15 protein-coding genes are annotated in these 14,854 nt (G+C 69.3%); 8 read left to right on the plus strand and 7 right to left on the minus strand.

Annotated features, from left to right (window positions below):
* Positions 1–6: 6 nt before the first annotated feature.
* Positions 7–735: a DNA repair protein RecO gene (gene recO, locus ACIA03_RS27045; protein WP_008363785.1), complete on the minus strand. Its 729-nt coding sequence runs from the start codon at positions 733–735 to the stop codon at positions 7–9.
* Between the two features lie 70 nt (positions 736–805).
* Here recO and ACIA03_RS27050 point away from each other — a divergent pair, with 70 nt between their 5' ends.
* The 3 genes from ACIA03_RS27050 to ACIA03_RS27060 all read left to right on the plus strand — a co-directional run bounded on the left by ACIA03_RS27050 (position 806) and on the right by ACIA03_RS27060 (position 4,960).
* A complete protein-coding gene (locus ACIA03_RS27050) occupies positions 806–2,242 on the plus strand; it encodes an HTTM domain-containing protein (protein WP_396988382.1) in 1,437 nt (478 codons plus the stop codon).
* An 88-nt stretch (positions 2,243–2,330) separates the two neighbouring features.
* On the plus strand, positions 2,331–3,155 hold the full coding sequence (locus ACIA03_RS27055) for an ion transporter (protein WP_396988384.1): 825 nt from the start codon (positions 2,331–2,333) through the stop codon (positions 3,153–3,155).
* Positions 3,156–3,268: 113 nt separating this feature from the next.
* Positions 3,269–4,960 carry a protein kinase gene (locus ACIA03_RS27060; RefSeq protein WP_396988386.1) on the plus strand — a complete coding sequence of 564 codons (1,692 nt, stop codon included), beginning with the start codon at positions 3,269–3,271 and terminating at the stop codon, positions 4,958–4,960.
* Here the strand turns inward: ACIA03_RS27060 and ACIA03_RS27065 are convergent.
* Positions 4,957–6,342, minus strand: coding sequence for a PLP-dependent aminotransferase family protein (locus tag ACIA03_RS27065; RefSeq protein ID WP_396988388.1), 1,386 nt, complete (start codon positions 6,340–6,342; stop codon positions 4,957–4,959). The two genes, ACIA03_RS27060 and ACIA03_RS27065, sit on opposite strands and share 4 nt — an antisense overlap.
* A 67-nt stretch (positions 6,343–6,409) precedes the next feature.
* Here ACIA03_RS27065 and ACIA03_RS27070 point away from each other — a divergent pair, with 67 nt between their 5' ends.
* Positions 6,410–7,393, plus strand: a complete 984-nt coding sequence (locus tag ACIA03_RS27070) for a DMT family transporter (RefSeq protein ID WP_396988390.1) — start codon at positions 6,410–6,412, stop codon at positions 7,391–7,393.
* Here the strand turns inward: ACIA03_RS27070 and leuA are convergent.
* Positions 7,374–9,134, minus strand: coding sequence for a 2-isopropylmalate synthase (gene leuA / locus ACIA03_RS27075; RefSeq protein WP_396988392.1), 1,761 nt, complete (start codon positions 9,132–9,134; stop codon positions 7,374–7,376). The two genes, ACIA03_RS27070 and leuA, sit on opposite strands and share 20 nt — an antisense overlap.
* 213 nt (positions 9,135–9,347) lie before the next feature.
* Here leuA and ACIA03_RS27080 point away from each other — a divergent pair, with 213 nt between their 5' ends.
* From ACIA03_RS27080 to ACIA03_RS27095, 4 genes are read left to right on the plus strand one after another with little or no spacing between them, the layout of a single operon-like run.
* Entirely contained in the window at positions 9,348–9,746 is a 399-nt protein-coding gene (locus ACIA03_RS27080) for a pyridoxamine 5'-phosphate oxidase family protein (RefSeq protein WP_396988394.1), read from the plus strand.
* Positions 9,746–10,234, plus strand: a complete 489-nt coding sequence (locus tag ACIA03_RS27085; RefSeq protein WP_396988396.1) for a flavodoxin family protein — start codon at positions 9,746–9,748, stop codon at positions 10,232–10,234. Before ACIA03_RS27080 ends, ACIA03_RS27085 begins: the two co-directional genes overlap by 1 nt.
* 47 nt (positions 10,235–10,281) lie before the next feature.
* Positions 10,282–11,115, plus strand: a complete 834-nt coding sequence (locus tag ACIA03_RS27090) for a septum formation family protein (RefSeq protein WP_396988398.1) — start codon at positions 10,282–10,284, stop codon at positions 11,113–11,115.
* A gap of 2 nt (positions 11,116–11,117) precedes the next feature.
* Positions 11,118–11,936 carry a septum formation family protein gene (locus ACIA03_RS27095; RefSeq protein ID WP_396988401.1) on the plus strand — a complete coding sequence of 273 codons (819 nt, stop codon included), beginning with the start codon at positions 11,118–11,120 and terminating at the stop codon, positions 11,934–11,936.
* Positions 11,937–12,075: 139 nt separating this feature from the next.
* Here the strand turns inward: ACIA03_RS27095 and era are convergent, their stop codons facing one another.
* Genes era through ACIA03_RS27115 form a run of 4 tightly spaced genes read right to left on the minus strand, consistent with a single transcriptional unit; the run spans position 12,076 to position 14,725 of the window.
* Positions 12,076–13,023, minus strand: coding sequence for a GTPase Era (gene era / locus ACIA03_RS27100; RefSeq protein ID WP_396988403.1), 948 nt, complete (start codon positions 13,021–13,023; stop codon positions 12,076–12,078).
* Positions 13,020–13,802 carry a siderophore-interacting protein gene (locus ACIA03_RS27105; RefSeq protein WP_396988405.1) on the minus strand — a complete coding sequence of 261 codons (783 nt, stop codon included), beginning with the start codon at positions 13,800–13,802 and terminating at the stop codon, positions 13,020–13,022. The genes era and ACIA03_RS27105 overlap by 4 nt, the downstream gene beginning before the upstream one ends.
* Before the next feature lie 10 nt (positions 13,803–13,812).
* Positions 13,813–14,187: a VOC family protein gene (locus tag ACIA03_RS27110; RefSeq protein WP_396988407.1), complete on the minus strand. Its 375-nt coding sequence runs from the start codon at positions 14,185–14,187 to the stop codon at positions 13,813–13,815.
* Position 14,188: 1 nt separating this feature from the next.
* Complete coding sequence (locus ACIA03_RS27115; protein WP_396988409.1) at positions 14,189–14,725, minus strand: pyridoxamine 5'-phosphate oxidase family protein; 537 nt, start codon at positions 14,723–14,725, stop codon at positions 14,189–14,191.
* Positions 14,726–14,854 lie beyond the last annotated feature (129 nt).

Consider the following 14,854-nt stretch of genomic DNA (forward strand, 5'->3'; position numbering starts at 1 on the left):
GTGTCCTCAGCTCTCGACGTATTCGAGCGACCGCAGGTTGCGGTCCAGATGCCAGGAGAGGTACGCAGCGACCAACCCGCTCGCCTGCCTGCTGGTCCGGTCCTCGGCGCGGCCGACGGTATCCCAGTCACCTGAGAGAAGCGCACCGAGGTGGGTGAGCGTCTCGGGCGAGGGCGTCGCCGAGCCCGGCACCCGGCAGGTCGTGCACAGCGCGCCACCCATGGACACGTTGAACCACCGGTGCGGACCCTCCAGACCACACCTCGCACACGCCTCGAAAGAAGGCGCGTAGCCGGCGACGGCCAGCGACCGGAGCAGGTAGGAGTCGAGCACGTGCCGGGGAAGTCGATCGCCCTGGGCGAGTACCCGCAGCCCACCGACGAGCAGCAGGTACTGCTGCGGCGCGGGCTCGCCCTCCTCGTGGACCAGCCGGTCGGCGGTCTCGAGCATCGCGGTGCCGGCGGTGTAGCGGTCGTAGTCGAGCCCGATCCCCGCGTGGAACAGGGTGAGCGTCTCGGCCTGGGTGATCGTGTCGAGGTTGCGTCCCTCGGCGAACTGCAGGTCGACGTGGGTGAACGGCTCGAGCCGTGAGCCCCATCGCGAGGTGGTGCGCCGCACGCCCTTCGCCACCGCACGCACCCGGCCGTGGTGGCGGGTGAGCATGGTGATGATGCGATCGGCCTCACCGAGCTTGTGGGTGCGAAGCACGATGGCCTCGTCGCGGTAGAGGGGCACGGTCCCATTCTGCAGCACTCGTCTGAGAGAACGACGACACGCCGTGGAGAAACCAGATGATAATGCCGCGGTGCCCGACGTACGGATCCGAGAGCTGACCTTCGACCGGCTCAGCCTGTTCACCATGCTCTGGGCGGGACAGGGTCTGATCCAGCTCCTCACCTATGAGTACTTTCCCCACGACGCCCTGTTCGGTCTGCTGCTGGTGGCAACGCTCGTGGCGATCGTCCTCCCCAACCGCACCCCGGCGCTCGCGACGATGCTCGTGCTCAACCTGGCCTATTCCTGGGCACACCTGCCCTACCAGGTCAATCATCATCTGCTCGAGGACTGCATCAATCTGATCCTGCTCGGCGCGCTGGTCATCGCGTGGATCCGGCGCAGACGTGGTCGAGACATCGGCATCCGCTCGGCGACGTACGAGGCCTTCGCGGGTCCGGCCCGCGGTGCCTTGGTCGTCGTGTACGTGTGGTCGGGGATCGCGAAGGCCAACACCGACTTCTTCGACCCGATGGTGGGTTGCGCGGCCACGCTGCTCGGCACTGCCCTCCATGCCGAGCAGAACAGCGCGATCGTGGCATGGCTCGCGACTCCTGCCGCGGCCGGCACCTTGGTCACCGAGATCGGCCTGGGGCTGCTGCTCGCCTTCCGCAGAACGCGGTTCATCGCCATTCCGATCGGGCTGTTGTTCCACCTCTCCCTCGCGATGGTCCCGATCGCGGCGATCCAGGCCTTCAGCTACGCCGCCATCGCGACGTACGCCCTCTTTCTCAGCCCCGAGGTCGCCGCCGCGGCCGGCGACCTGATCGGCAACAGCCTCCGTCGGCTACGACGCCACCTGATCGCAACCGTCGCGAGCGGTGCGGCGGCGGTCGGTGTCCTGGTGGTCGCGGTGACGGTCGCCTCCAGGGCCCTCGGGTCCGACGACGCCTTCACCTATGCCCGGGTGGGTCTGTGGTTCCTCGGCCTCGTGGTTCTCGTCGTCGTCTACTTCCGGTCCATGCTTGCGGTGGTGCGCCGCGAGGGGCCGCGTGCCGTCGCCGTCTCCGACCCGTTGTTCACCGGGTCGCCCGTGCTGTGGGCCGTGACGCTGCTCGTCCTGGTGAACGGCAGCCTCCCCTACCTCGGTTTCAAGACGCAGACATCGTTCACGATGTTCAGCAACCTGTGGACCGAGGACGGCCGGACGAACCACTGGTTCATCAGCCCGGCCATCCAGTTCGGCGACTATCAGGGCGACCTGGTCACGATCATCGAGACCGATGACCCCGAGCTCGCCGAGATCGCTGACGCCGGGCACTCGTTGACCCGGTTCGAGTTCGAGCGGGCGCTGAGCCAGAAGGACGACATCTCCGTGGAGTGCAGCTGTTATGGGCAGATCCGTCGCATCGAGAAGGTCGACGGCGAGTTCACCGGATATGAACCCCAGTTCTCCTACACCCCGTTCCTGGGCAGGGTGATGTCGTTCCGCACGATCCCGGACGGCAAGGTCACCTGCACCCAGTGACCTTGCCGACCTCACGTCGCGGCCACACAACGGCAACGACGCGTGTGGGTGATCGTGATCGGTCTGCTCGTCTCCTATCGTGCCGGTCATGAGCTCACCAGGCATCGCCACCGTGCCGACCCGCCCCGCGCGCGACGGCCGCGAGACCGGCACCGCCGCCGGACCGCCGGTCACCGTCGTCGACTGGCTGATGCTGGCACTCGCGATCGCCTCGGTCGCGGCAGTGGTGTGGGTGACGTTCTGGGATGTGTCGCAGACCTGGTACGACCGGGTCGTCATCGCCGACTACATCGTCTGCGGCATCTTCGCGATCGAGTTCCTGGTCCGCTGGCTCCGCTCGGGGCTCGGCTGGAAGTTCCCGCTGATCTACTGGTACGAGCTGCTCGGCATGATCCCGCTCGGACTCGCCGCCAGCCCGGCCTTCCGTAGCTTCCGGCTGCTCCGGATCGTGCTCATCCTGCTCAGGCTGATGCGCGCCGCCGACCGTGCCTTCGGCGACCGCGTCTCGGCGTACGTGGTGGGGAGGTTCTCGGGGGCCATCGTCAACGCGATCCGCAAGCCGATCACGGTCGCGGTGCTCGATGAGGTGATCGCGGTGATCCAGACCGGCAACTACACCCGGCACATCTCCAGCGCGATCGAGGAGAACCGGGCCGAGATCGACACCCTCATCATCGACCTCATCCGTCAGGACCAGGCGGTCGGGAAGCTGCGCTACCTCCCCTTCCACGACGACGTGGTCCGCCTGGTGGCCGACACCGTGCTGCGCCTGGTCGACGAGGGCCTGGCCGACCCGCGGGTCCACGAGATCATCTCCGACGCCATCCGTGAGTCCGCCAAGGAGCTGCGGGAGAACATCGGCTCGGAGGAGTACGCCGCGGTCAAGCGTGACCAGGAGCGGTTCGGGAAGTAGGTCTCGTTTTCTTTGCGAAACCGCCTGAAATAGGTGTCACCGCAGCCCGTCCCAGCGGATTCAGGGCATGATTCGGGCATGACTGACCGGCACGACTCTCGGGGACGGGAGCGATGAGCACGACCTTCCCGACACATCTGGGACGGCTGCAGCAGATCCGCCACATCGGCGCCGGCGCATTCGCATCCGTGTGGCTCTACTACGACCCCGATCTCGACTCCCACGTCGCGGTCAAGGCGCTCTCCCCCGGGTGGGTGTCGAACCCGGAGATCCACAAGCGCTTCCTCCAGGAGGCGCGGCTGCTCCGCTCGGTCGACTCACCCCATGTCGTACGTGTCTACGACATCGGCCAGACTTCGACCGGCATCCCGTTCTTCGTGATGTCGTACGCCGACGGCGGCTCTGTCGCCGACCTGCTCAAGGGCTCGCCGGGTGGCCTGGACGTACGCGAGGTCGCCGACATCGTCTCGCAGGCCGCCGACGGGCTGATGACCCTGAAGGCCCGCGGCGTGATCCACCGCGACATCAAGCCGGCCAACCTGCTGCTCACCTCCGAGACCTCCGGCGGCACCGCCGGCGCCCGCCGCGTGATGATCGCCGATCTCGGCGTGGCTCGCTCGCTCGACTCGCTCAACGAGGTCACCCGCGACATCGGCACCCCGTCCTACATGGCGCCCGAGCAGCTCGATCCCGAGCTGCCGATCGACCATCGCGCCGACGTGCGCGCCCTCGGCGCGGTCGCCTGGGCCCTCCTCGCGGGCCGCTCCCCCTCCCCCGCTCTGGGACTCACCTCACGCGTGCCCGAGGCAGGCTCCGTACGTCCTCTCCCGGCCTCGATCAGCCAGGCGATCTCCCGGGCGCTGGAGCCCCGGGCCGAGGACCGCTGGCCCGACGCGCGCTCGTTCGGCGATGCCCTTCGCGCCGCGGCCCAGGGCATTCGCACGCCACCGGCCCGTTCCGCACCTCAGCCCCCGCCGCCGACCTCTCCGTGGCAGAAGTCCGCAGCCCCCGTCGGTGGGCCTCCCAGCGGACCGCCGCCCCGATCACCTTTCGATCAGCCCACGCAGGTGCCCACCGGTCTCGGGACCCAGTCGGCGCCGAAGAAGAAGCGCACCGGGCTGCTCGTCGGTGCCGCTGTGGCGGCGGTCGCGGTCATCGGGGTGATCGCCGGGCTCGCCTACGTCGTGAGCAACGGCGGAAGCGACCTCCCGGTGGCCGGCGAGTGCCGTGACCTCGACTTCGACTCGGGCAACACGTTCGTCGACGAGACCGCCCCGGTCGACTGTGCCGAGCCGCACACGCTCTACACCTTCCACGTTGCCACCGACGTCAAGGACTACAACGACAACACCGCGGCCGGCGAAGCCTGCTACAGCCGCATCGAAACCGGTCTCGGGCTGCGCCCCGAGATGATGGCCCGTACGGCCTACCTGGTCAACTGGTACTGGCCCAAGGAGTCGACCTGGAACGACGGCGATCGCTACGTCAGGTGCGACATCGTCGTGACGGTCCTGAAGGCGCCGCTGATCGACCTGCCCGAGGACCCGGTGCCGGCGCCGGGCGACCTGCGCGCGTGCATCGACAGCACCGTCGACAAGATCGTCCGGTGCGGGACCACCCACGACTACGTCGTCTTCGACACCTTCGAGATGACCGGCGACAGCTATCCGGACCAGAGCGAGACGAACGCCCAGGGTCTGGGCGGCTGCCCGACGGAGGCGACGATGTTCAAGCCGCCGTTCGAGTCTGCGTGGAACTCCGGCAGTCGTATCGGCCTCTGCGCCAAGTACGACGTCGGCTCCTAGGCAGGCTGGGTGATCAGCGGCGCCAGCCGCCTGACCGCCTCCCGGAGGCGGTCGGGGGTCGTCGCCGCGTAACCGATCACCAGGCCAGGGCCGCCCTCGCCCTGCCGGTGCCGGGACAGCGGGTGGACCGCGATGCCCGCCTCGAGCGCGGCCTCAGCGATCGCGGTGTCATCGGTCCCGTCGGGGAGGGTCGCCAGCACGTGCAGTCCGGCCGCAACGCCTCGGACCCGAACGGCCGGCAAATGCTCGGCGAGCGCCTCGAGCAGGGCGTCGCGTCGAGCCTTGTGTCGCTGCCGCACCAGCCTCAGGTGCCGCTCGAAGGCGCCAGAGGTGAGCATCCGCGCCAAGGTGATCTGAGGCAGTGCCGGGCTGACCAGGTCGAGCCAGTAGCGGGCCTCGACCAGCTCCTCGTGCATGCCGGGTGGCGCGATCAGCCAGCCGATCCGCATCGCCGGCGCGAGCGTCTTGGACACGCTGCCGAGATGGACGACCCGATCAGGGACGAGCACCTTCACGGCCGCAACCGGCGGTCGGTCGTAGCGGTGCTCCGCGTCATAGTCGTCCTCGATCACCAGCCGTTGCGGCGCCGCCCTGGCCCACTCGACCAGCTCCCGTCGCCGCTGCGGGGAGAGCACAACTCCTGTCGGGAACTGATGCGCGGGAGTGGCCACGACGGCATCCACACCGGTGGCGCCGAGCGCCGCCACGTCCAGACCGCCACCGTCCACCGGCACCGGCACCGTGTCCAGGCCCCACCGTTGCAGGTGCACCCGGGCGCCGTAGGACCCCGGCTCTTCGAAACCGATCGTGGTCCGGCCGCGCTCCACCAGCCAGCGCGCGAGCAACACGAGACCCTGGGCGACGCCGTTGACCACCAGGACCTCGTCGGGCGAGACCGTGATGCCGCGGGTGCGGCCGAGCCAGACCGCGAGCGCCTCCCGGAGCGCCGGCACACCGCGCGGGTCGCCGTAGCCGAGGTCGGCGCTGCCGATCTCGGCGATCACCTCCCGTGACGCCTTGGCCCAGGCTGCCCGTGGAAACGCCGAGAGGTCGGGCACTCCCGGGGAGAGGTCCAGGTCGGGGGTCGGCAGCCGCGTGGCGGCGCCGAGGCGGCGTACGGCTCCGGGGACCGCGCTCACCCGGGTCCCGCCGCCGCTGCGCGCCGCGAGCAGCCCCTCGTCGGTGAGTCGCTGGTACGCCTCGACGACCACCCCGCGCGAGACTCCGAGCTGGGTGGCGAGCGTGCGCGAGGCCGGCACCCGGGCGCCGACCGCGAGGCGGCCGTCGGCCACGGCGTCGCGCAGGGTGCCGGTGAGCCAGATCGCCAGCCCGCCCGGCGGCACCCCGTTCGGGTCGAGCTGGAGGAAGTCCGCTCCCGTCATTTGGTCCACTCTGTCATGCCTGATTTGGATCTGTCAGCCAGACCAAGCTGCGGCCAGTCTCGTAGCCATGACCACCGAAGCCCTCTCTCGACCCGACACCGCCACCTCCGGCGGAGCGACGTCCCACCGCGGCACTCTGTTCGGCATCGTCTTCGCCGCGGCCGGGATGGTCTGCGTCGGCAGCAGCGTCGCCGTCTCCGCCGCAATCACCGATGCCCCGCTCTTCACCCTGCAGACCGTCCGGTACGCCCTCGCCGCCCTGCTCCTGCTGCTGGTCGCGCGTGTCACCGGCTGGCGGGTGCCGCGTCCGCGCGGTCGCGAGTGGCTCTGGCTGGCTGGGGTGGCGACCGCCGGCCTGGTGCTCTTCAACGTCGGCGTCGTCCGCGGCGTCGCCCATGCCGAACCGGCGGTGATCGGCGTCGCCGTCGCGACCGTGCCGATGCTGCTCGCGGTCGTCCCGGCGATCGCGACCCGCACCCTCCCGGCTCGCGCGGTGGTCATCGGGGCCATGGTCGTGACGGCGGGAGCGGTGCTCGTCGAGGGCTTCGGGAGGACCGATGCGGCCGGGGTCGGCTACGCCCTCCTGGTGCTGGTCTGCGAAGCCGGCTTCACGCTCCTGGCGGTGCCGGTCCTCCCCCGCCTGGGCGCCTTCGGCGTCTCGTTCCACTCGGTGTGGATGGCGACCGCCGGCATGGCCGTCATAGGCGTCGTCTCCGAAGGACCGGCCGCGGTGACCACGCTCGACGCCGTCGACCTGTTCGCCGCTCTCCACCTGGCCGCGGTCGTCACCACGCTCGCGTTCCTGCTCTGGTTCACCGCCGTCAAGCGCCTCGGCTCCGGGCGCGCCGGCCTGCTGACCGGCGTCGTGCCCGTGGCTGCGGCCGGCCTCGGCGTACCTCTCAACGGGATCGTGCCCGGCCCGATGGTGTGGCTGGGCACGGCGGTGGTCGCGCTGGGCCTGCTGATCGGGCTGCGCGGGACGCCGAGTCGGCGCGTTCGAACGCGCCGACTCGGCAGGTCCCGGCAGAACCTCAGCCGCGCGGGATCGTGACCGCCTGGGCGCGGTTGGCCGCGCAGACGACGGCCCGCAGGGAGGCGGTGACGATGTTCTCGTGGATGCCGATGCCCCACACGATCTCGCCGGCGATCTCACACTCGACGTACGCCGCCGCCTTGGCGTCGCCGCCCGACGAGAGCGCGTGCTCGGCGTAGTCGAGGACCCGGATCTCGGCGCCGGCCTCCTTCAGCGCGTCGACGAAAGCGGCCACCGGGCCGTTGCCGACGCCCTTGTAGGTGCGCTTCTCGCCACGGACGCGGAGGTCGACGACCTGCTCGTCGCCACCCTCGGCATCGGTCACCGAGGACCAGCTCTCCAGGGCGTACGGCTCCTCGCGCTCGAGGTACTCGGCGGAGAAGATCGACCAGATCTCCTCAGGGCTGACCTCGCCGCCCTCGGTGTCGGTGTGCTGCTGGACCACGCGCGAGAACTCGATCTGCGCACGACGCGGCAGGTCCAGGGAGTGCTCGGTCTTGAGCAGGTAGGCCACGCCGCCCTTGCCGGACTGGCTGTTGACCCGGATGACGGCCTCGTAGGTGCGGCCGACGTCCTTGGGGTCGATGGGCAGGTAGGGCGCCTCCCACGGGATCTCGCTGACGTCCTTGCCGGCCTCGGCGGCGATCCGGTCGAGGTCCTCCAGGCCCTTCTTGATGGCGTCCTGGTGGGAGCCGGAGAAGGCGGTGTAGACCAGGTCGCCGGCGTAGGGGTGACGCGGGTGGACGTTGATGTTGGTGACGTACTCGACGGTGCGGCGGATCTCGTCGATGCCACCGCCGACGGTGAAGTCGATCTGCGGGTCGATGCCCTGGGAGAAGAGGTTCATGCCCAGGGTGACCAGGTCGACGTTGCCGGTGCGCTCGCCGTGCCCGAAGAGGCAGCCCTCGACGCGGTCCGCGCCGGCCATCAGGCCGAGCTCGGTGGCCGCGACCGCGGTGCCGCGGTCGTTGTGCGGGTGCAGCGAGATGGCGGAGTGCTCACGGCGGGTCAGCCCGCGACCGAAGTACTCGATCTGGTCGGCGTAGGTGTTCGGCGTGGACATCTCCACGGTGGCGGGCAGGTTGAGGATGATCTCGCGGCCGGCCTCCGGCTGCCACACGTCCGAGACCCGCTCGCAGACCTCGAGCGCGTAGTCGGTGTCGGTCTGGGTGAAGATCTCCGGGCTGTACTGGTAGCCGAAGTCCTCGGTGCCGATCAGCTCGGGGACGTGCTCCTCGGCGTACTTCATCACCATCTCGGTGCCGCGCACCGCGATCCCGATGCACTCGGCCGGGGTCACGTTGAACACGACCCGGCGGAACAGCTCGGCGGTGGCGTTGTAGAGGTGGATGGTGGCGCGCGGGGCGCCGGCGATCGACTCGGCGGTGCGCGAGATGAGGTCCTCGCGGGCCTGGGTCAGGACCGAGATCTGTACGTCATCGGGGATCCGGTCCTCCTCGATCAGCTTGCGCACGAAGTCGAAGTCGGTCTGGCTCGCGCTCGGGAAGCCGACCTCGATCTCCTTGTAGCCCATCGCGACCAGCAGCTCGAACATCCGCAGCTTGCGGGCCGGCGTCATCGGGTCGATCAGGGCCTGGTTGCCGTCACGCAGGTCGGTGGAGAGCCAGCGCGGAGCCTTGGTGATCTTCTTGGCGGGCCAGGTGCGGTCGGGGACGTCGACGGGCACGAACGCGCGGTAGCGCTCGAACGGCATCCCCGACGGCTTCTGCTGGTTGCTGGAGTTGCTCAGGTTGGTCATGCGGATTCCTCATCAGATGGGAGCGAGTGCCGGCGCACGTCGAACCTCCGCAGCGAGGGAGTCCGGCTTCTCAGACCCCGCTGCGGCAGCTAAGGAGGAGGCTGCGCATCATGACTCGGTAACAATAACAGAACAGAACTGGCAGACTGACCGCGCAGGCGATTCATCCTCAAGACTGAGACACAGAAGCGACGACGAAGCGGAGGAACGGGCGTGGCCCACCTGGAAGAGCTCACGGTCGAGGAGTCCTGGCGACTCGCGGCCGACACCCAGATCTCCCGGATCGGCTGGAACGGCCCGCGCGGGCCGGTCGTGCTGCCGGTCAACCACGTCGTGCACGACGAGTCGGTCTGGATCCGCACCTCGGCGCACTCCTCGATGGCCGAGCAGGTCGACGAGAGCGCCGTCGCCCTGCTGGTCGACGACCTCGACCCCGACACGCACGTGGGCTGGTCGGTTCAGTTCAAGGGGCGCGCCGAGATCCTCTACCGCGAGGACCAGATCCCCGAGGTCGTCAAGGACCTCCACTCCTGGCCCGCCGGCCCCCGTCCGCTGTGGGTGCGGCTGCAGCCCAAGGAGGTCACCGGCCGTCGACTGGTCGCTGACGCCTGATGCCTCGGCTGCTGATCGTCCACCACTCCCCGACCCGCTCCCTGCAGCGGCTGACCGATGCGGTGGTCTCCGGCGCCGGGGATCCCGAGATCGAGGGTGTGGAGGTCGTCGTCCGTCCTGCCTTGGAGGCGAGCGCCGAGGACGTCCTGGCCGCCGACGGCTATGTGCTCGGGACCTCGGCGAACTTCGGCTACATGTCGGGTGCGCTCAAGCACTTCTTCGACTCGACCTTCCTGGCCGTGGGCGGCGCGCTCGACGCCTCAGGAGGCGCTGGTGAGTCTGCCGGCGCGACCGCCAAACGGCCCTACGGTCTCTACGTCCACGGCCGCTACGACACGACCGGCGCGATCCGCTCGGTGCAGTCCATCGTCGGCGCCCTGGGGTGGGCCCAGGCCTACGACATCCTCGACGTCCTGGGAGACGTCGAGGACGCACATGTCGAGGCGGCGTACGAGCTGGGAGCCACCCTGGCGGCCGTCCTCGGCTGATCTGTGCTTTCGGCCCGCTCATGGATGCGCCAGTAGAGTCGACCCCCGTGATCGGCCTTACCCCCAGACGTTCGACGTCGTTGTCCCTCGTGATCGTGGTGCTCGCCGTTCTCGCGCTCAGCGGGTGCGGCAGTGATCGGGCGGCCGCCAAGGGTGAGGACCCGAAGCAGGTGGACTCGACCGCGCTGCCCGAGGTCGGCAAGTGCCGCAACCTCTCCCACGAGGATGTCGCCGAGGCCTACAACTTCGACAAGTACGTCCCCTGCGACGAGCCGCACAACGCCGAGACCTTCGGCGCCGGACCGCTCCCGGACGAGTTCAAGGACGCCGAGTACGGCGACGAGAAGGTCAACGAGTGGGCCTTCAGCCAGTGCCGCAAGCTGCTGGAGAAGTACGTCGGCTCGGACCAGAGCCTGCTGATGCGCTCGATGCTCTCCCACGTCTACTTCGGGCCCTCGGAGAAAGCCTGGGACGAGGGCGCGCGCTGGATCCGCTGCGACGTGGTCGGCGGCGGCCAGCAGGGCGCGGAGTACGTCGACCTGCCGACCACGACCCGCAACCTGCTCAAGGTCAAGAAGGTCGAGGACATCGAGGACCGCTGGATGGTGTGCGCCTCGGGCAAGACCGTCGCCTCCGCGAAGGTCCCCTGCTCCGAGCCGCACCAGATGCGCGCGGTGACGACCATCAAGCTCGGCGAGGACAAGACTGAGTTCCTCGGTGTCGCGGAGTCCAAGAAGAAGGCCTCGCAGTACTGCAAGGGCTCGGTCCAGGCCTGGTTGGGTTACCCGGAAAGCTTCGACTACGGGTACACATGGTTCGGAGAGAAGGAGTGGAACGCCGGCAACCGCTGGGCGGTCTGCTGGGCGGTGACCGAGGAGTGAGCATGGTTTCCAACAAGCTGTGGGGGGCTCTTGTCGTCGTCGGAGCCCTCGTGCTCGCCGGCTGTGGCGGGGGCGACCCCGAGGCGGCGCCGTCGGCCTCGTCGGCGCCTCCGTCCCCCTCCGCCTCCCCAGCCCCCTCCCCCAAGGAGGGCACCTGCTACAACCTCACCTACGACGAGGCCCTCGCGCCGACCGCCGGCGGCACCGCGGTGGCCTGCAAGGGCAAGCACACCACCCAGACCTACGCCGTGGGCCGGCTGCGGAACGTCGTCGACGGCCATCTCCTCGCGGTCGACTCCGAGCAGGTCGCGGCCCAGGTCGCGGAGGCGTGCCCCAACAAGGTGACCAAGTATCTCGGCGGCAACGCCGACGACCTGCGTCTCTCGATGCTGCGCCCGGTCTGGTTCACGCCGACGATCAAGGAGTCCGAGGCCGGCGCCAACTGGTTCCGCTGCGACGTCATCGGCATCGCCGGCCCGAAGGCCCTGATGACGCTCAAGGGCAACATGAAGGGCGTCCTGGGCAGCTCCCGGACGGCAGAGCCGTTCCGGATGTGCGGCACCGCCTCGCCGAAGTCCGACTCCTTCAAGCGCGTCCCGTGCTCCCTCAAGCACAGCTGGCGGGCGCTGTCGGTCATCGACCTCGGCTCCGGCAAGTACCCCGGCGAGTCGAAGGTCAACAACGCCGGCGCCGAGGACTGCAAGGCCGCTGCCGCCGAGGTCGCCGATGACCCGCTCAAGTACGAGTGGTCCTGGGAGTTCCCCAGCGCCGAGCAGTGGCAGAGCGGTCAGACGTACGGGATTTGTTGGGCGCCGGCGTAGCGAAGCGGAGCCGGGAAACGCCGAGTCGGCGCAAATGTCACGCCGGAGCGCTAGCGGAGGTGGGACGTTTGCGCCGACTCGGCGAAAGCCCGACGCAAGGTGCGACGACCTCTGGAAGGCTGCGTAAGCGCGCTGTAGTTCAGAACCCGAGCTTGCGCAGCTGCCGCGGGTCGCGCTGCCAGTCCTTGGCGATCTTGACGTGCAGGTCGAGGTAGACCGGCATGCCGAGCAGCTCCTTGATCTGCAGGCGCGCGCGCTGCCCGACGTCCTTGAGCCGTGAGCCCTTGTGGCCGATCACGATGCCCTTCTGGGAGTCGCGCTCGACGTAGAGGAAGGCGTGGATGTCCATCAGCGGCTTGTTCTCCGGACGGTCCTCGCGCAGCCGCATCTCCTCGACGACGACGGCGATGGAGTGCGGTAGCTCGTCGCGTACGCCTTCCAGGGCCGCCTCGCGGATGAGCTCGGCGACGATGATCTCCTCGGGAGAGTCGGTGAGCTCGCCGTCGGGGTAGAGCGGCGGGCCCTCGGGGAGAAGCTTGATCAGCAGCTCGGCAAGGAGATCGACCTGGTCGTCGCCGACGCTGGAGACGGGGACGATCTCGGCCCACTCGATCCCGAGCTCGGTGCCGAGCTTCTGGATCGACATCAGGTGCTCGCCGATCTGCTCGGGGGTGGCGAGGTCGGTCTTGGTGGCGACCGCGACCCGCTTGATGCCCTTCTTGAGCTTGTTGGCGTTCTCGGCGATCCGGCGGTCACCGGGACCGATCTTCTCGTTGCACGGGAAGCAGATCGCGACGACGTCGACCTCGGTCCAGGTGGCCTCGACCAGGTCGTTGAGCCGCTCGCCGAGCAGCGTACGCGGCCGGTGGATGCCCGGGGTGTCGACCAGGATCAGCTGGCCGTCGGGGCGATGGACGATGCCCTTGACCACGGTACGGGTGGTCTGCGGCTTGTCGGAGGTGATCGCCACCTTGGTGCCGACCAGCGCGTTGGTCAGGGTCGACTTGCCCGCGTTGGGGCGTCCGACGAACGACACGAAGCCGCTCCGAAATTCTTGTGCTGGCGGCGCCGGGCTTGGCTCGGTCACTGTTGCTGCTCCTGTTGCTCGTCGTATCGCTGCCAGATCTGCTCGTCGGTGAGCCCCTGGGCCTTGCCCTCGCGCCACACCGGTCCGGGATCGACCGCGCGCGGCTGACGCTTCTGGCCGCCTCCCCGCCAGTAGCCCATCACGTCGTAGGCGTGGGAGTCGAGCTTCCGCTCACGCATCAGATGCTTGCGGATCGCCCGCATCTGGCTGGACTCACCGGCCATCCAGAAGTAGCCGTCGCCCGCGGGCCACTCGATCTTCTCCACGGCCGCGGCCAGGTCGGAGGCGGTCTCCGAGGGCGGCGCGGACCAGGTCACCTCGGCCGTGTCGGGAAGGTAGCCGGGCAGGTCGTCGGTGGTCTCGGCCCAGATCCGCGTCGGCAGCGTGGTGGTCTCGGCGATCCGCGCCATGGCCGGCATCGCGGTCAGGTCGCCGACCAGCAGCAGCCACTGCGCGCCGTCGGGCGCTGCGTAGGAGCCCTTGGGCTCGGTGATCGTGACCGTCTGCCCCACCGGGTCGAGGCGGGTGGCCCACTCCGTCACCAGCCCGACGTCGTGGACGACGACATCGAGGGTCAGCTCACCACCCTGCCACGACCGCACGGTGTAGTAGCGCGACTGGAACTGTCCCGGCACGATCAGCCCGACCCACTCGTCCGGGATCCCGGTCGACTCGAACCCGGCCAGGCCGGGACCGCCGAGCACCAGACGAACCAGGTGGGGCGTGATCTGCTCGCGCCGCAGCACCTCCGCGGCGTACTGCTGGGCCTTGACACTCATCGGATCAAGGTTATCCGCGCTGGGCGCCCCCGCCTGCATCGCTGGCCTCGGCGGGGCCGCCGCCCAGCCCGATCTCGTTGCCGTCGGGATCGCGGAAGATGATCTTGCGGACCCCGTTGTCGTACGTCTCGGTCGACTCCGGGCGCAGGCCGCGCTCGGCGATCGCGGCGAGGCGGGTGTCCAGGTCGTCGACGAAGAGCGTGACGAAGCCACGGCCCGCGAGCTCCGGCCTCACCTCGATGTAGACGTACCCGTGCTCGACCACCTCGAAGACGGCCTCGACGTCGTTGGGATAGAAGGCCGGCGGGCCGCCGAGCAGCGCCTCGTACCAGCGGGCCGCTCGGGCCAGGTCCGCGACCGGCAGCCCGGCGAACAGGTCGGTCATCTCAGAACCTCCAGCGGGTCGCACCGTAGGGCTCGACGGTCGCGACCGCGTGGGCGGAGGTCGCGTCGATGCGGAAGACGTGCCAGGGAGCCGGGCCCGCGCTCTGCGCGTTGTACGGCGCCGTGACGGCCTCGCCGGAATCGTCGACCTCGGCGGGCCAGCCCTCGTCGTCGTGGTAGTGCTTGGCCACGCGCTCGAGCTCGTCGCCGAGCACCCGCGCCACGCGGCCCTCCGCGACCAGGTCGAATTCGCGCACCGAGAGCGACAGCGCACAGCGGGGATCACGGGCCAGGTTGCGGCCACGCCGCGTCCCCGGCCCGGTGACCAGGTAGAAGCTGCCGTCGAGCCAGACCGCACCGACGGCGTTCACGTGCGGACCGCCGTCGGCGTTGATCGTGCTCACCCACGTCGTGTAGCGCCCGGGCTCGCCCTCCTGCGACCCGGGTCCCTGGTTGAACCCCTGGTCGAGGCGAGCAGTGACCTCCGCCCACGACATGGGCGGGGCGTCGTACATCTCGGCGAGGTTGTTGATCTCCATGGCGGTGTCTCCTTCGGTTGGAAAGGATGTTTCACCTACTCCACGAACAGGATGCGCCGATTCCGACACCCGCTTCACGAGCAAGTGGGCGAAAGCGGCACCCAGATCGCAGAATTCACCGCCACTTTC

It is taken from the genome of Nocardioides sp. NPDC051685 (assembly GCF_044453405.1).
Lineage (GTDB): Bacteria > Actinomycetota > Actinomycetes > Propionibacteriales > Nocardioidaceae > Nocardioides.